Source organism: Specibacter sp. AOP5-B1-6, assembly GCF_052376555.1.
GTDB lineage: Bacteria > Actinomycetota > Actinomycetes > Actinomycetales > Micrococcaceae > Specibacter.
On the sequence record NZ_JBQSVT010000093.1, the window covers coordinates 1 to 2,500 of the forward strand.

Consider the following 2,500-nt stretch of genomic DNA (forward strand, 5'->3'; position numbering starts at 1 on the left):
TTAGTGAGTAAGTCCAAGCCCCTTGACGACCGGACAACATCCCCTGAACGTCGTCCTGACGAGGAGGCTATGGAACCCCTCAGCCGGGCTAGCCGGCAAAAACGGGCGCCTAGAGATCAGAAGACGGAGGAGAGGAACAGTAGGGTTTTTGATGTCTTCGCCGAGTATTACGAGAACAACCCGGATGCGGAGCTGGAGGTCTTCGAATGAGCCAGAACCAATGGATTCAGTGGTTGCAGGGTAACGGATCCCACCCTTACAGGCTGGGTAGTAAGGCGGGCTGGTTCGCTTATGTTGAAGCGCCGAAACGCGACCCTTTGGACCGGCTGGATGTGCCAGCGTTGAGGGCATTGGATGCTGAGGCGTTGGAGGATTACAACGAGTGCCGGATGGTCTGGAATTCCAATATCCCCACGGTGCGGACCCAGCAGCTCGAACACGCATTTTCGCTCATTGAGCAGGTGATGGCGTCGAACCGGCGCGATGGGGACAGGCTCAAAGGCGGGGTTGCGATCGATTCACCACCGGGGCTGGGCAAGACAACGATCGCGGCCAGCTATGGGAAAACTTTTCACCGGGCCCAGATCCGCAGGTACGGGCCAAAAACCACCAATGGTAGCCAGCGAATTCCGGTGGCCTATGTGTCTTTGACGGCGAACACGACATTGAAGGCGTTGAATTCGCGCATTGTGGAGTTTTACGGTCACCCGGCCTTGAACAGGGTGACGGCGGCGAAGTTGACTTCGTTGGCCGTGGACATGGTGGTTGGGTGTGAAACTCAGGTGATCATCGTGGATGATCTCCATTTTGTGGATTTCAACCACCGCACTGGAACCGAGATCAGTAACCATCTGAAGTGGTTAGCCAACGAATTGCCGGTCACTTTCATTTATACCGGGGTGGGGTTGGCGGAGAAGAGCTTCTTCAGCGAGGGACTCTATGGTGAGTCCGCGGCCCTGGCCCAGACCGCTCGACGCACAACCGTATGCCCGATTCAACCCTTCAACCTGACGACTGATGCAGGCGCCCAGGCGTGGACGGCGCTCCTGCATTTATTGGAGGGAAGCTTGAATCTGGCCTCGATTCGCGATGGGATGCTCGTTGATCATGCTTCCCTGATTTATGAACGCACCCAGGGACACATCGCTTCTTTGGCGTCCCTGATAGAAAGGTGCGCGCATCTGGCCATCGCCACCGGCGAGGAGACCATTTCGGAGAAAATCTTATCCATGGCCGTAACCGATAGTGCCGCCAGCAATGGCTACGCGCTTCGGTGAGACCGGGCAATCGCTGACCCCACTGGATCGATCCCTGGAATTTATGGATACTGTGGGAAATTCCCGCTGGCCCCTCCTGCCCAGCGTTGTGCCAGAGGAAACCCTGCCGAGTTGGCTGCGAGCCATGGGCCGGTTGTACCGGATCGATGTCAAAGCCATGGTTCACATGTTGGGGTTGCCGGTCCGACGCCAAAACTTTCGAACAGCGCACAATGCTGCCCAACACTTCGCCCAGAATGTGGCGAATACCTGCGGGTACCAGGTCGACGATTTACGGCGCATGGCCGCGGCATGGCAGCTACCTGCGCTTCAAAGATTCACGGCAGAAACCACATCAATAATTGTCACCGGATTGGATGGCAGCTCATATTGTCCGCTGTGTTTGAGGGAAAGCGACGGTCGGTGGGTTACCGACTGGCTCAATCCGCTCTATACGTACTGTCCCGAGCATGATGTTCGCTTAGAGAAGCTGTGTCCGAACTGCCAATCGCGACCGTTCCATGGCATCGATTGGCTGTGGAGCAATGCGCCGGGATGGCAATGTTGCAAAACCAATGTACCCACCGCTGGTCACGGTCCATCGAAGACACAAGTGTGTGGATTTGATCTTCGCCGGGCAGAGCCCAGTGGGGATGCGACCTTGGAGCGGCTCTTCGCTCAAGCCCACTTGAAATGGGTTCTTGATTCCGCGCTGGCCGGCGTTCAAGAAATCCCTGTGTGGGGAACCATCATCAAACCGCATGAGGCCAGCACTCTCTTCCTGGGACTGATTACCCACGGCAACGGGATCAAGGCCAGCAAGTCCGGGTACCGGGCAACGTCACGCACACCCGAGGCTGTGACAGAAGCATCCAAAATCCTTAGTAGTAACACCCAACGTGAAGCTCAACTGGAATTAGCCGCTCTCAACCGAAAAACAAGCATCAGTCTGACCGTTCCGACCATTGCGGGCAACTGGCTGCAGCTGGACAACGACAGAACCCGCCCTACCAAGGCGGTCAATCGTGGCGCCACCCATGACACCGAACGAAGTCCATGGGAGGTCTGGAACCAGCAAGCGATGCTTCCACGGATCAATTTCCACGAACGGAATCTTCCAGCCGTGATCTGGCCCAGCGCCTTGGAAGGTATCAACAGCAAACATCTTTATACGACCAAGATCGCGATCTCAGTGGCGTTGGTTCGGGCCGTGCATCAGACAGATTGGTTCAGGGCAGCGGGTC

The 2,500-nt window shown here is 56.6% G+C and carries 3 protein-coding genes; all 3 read left to right on the top strand.

Annotation, left to right across the window (positions count from 1 at the left end; translation table 11 throughout):
* The coding region (locus ACT3TS_RS19550; protein WP_444533198.1) for a hypothetical protein at positions 1 to 210 on the top strand (210 nt) is incomplete at its 5' end.
* Entirely contained in the window at positions 207 to 1,277 is a 1,071-nt protein-coding gene (locus ACT3TS_RS19555) for a TniB family NTP-binding protein (protein WP_444533199.1), read from the top strand. The genes ACT3TS_RS19550 and ACT3TS_RS19555, both read left to right, overlap by 4 nt.
* A partial coding sequence (locus ACT3TS_RS19560) for a TniQ family protein (protein WP_444533200.1) occupies positions 1,258 to 2,500 on the top strand: 1,243 nt, incomplete at its 3' end. The genes ACT3TS_RS19555 and ACT3TS_RS19560, both read left to right, overlap by 20 nt.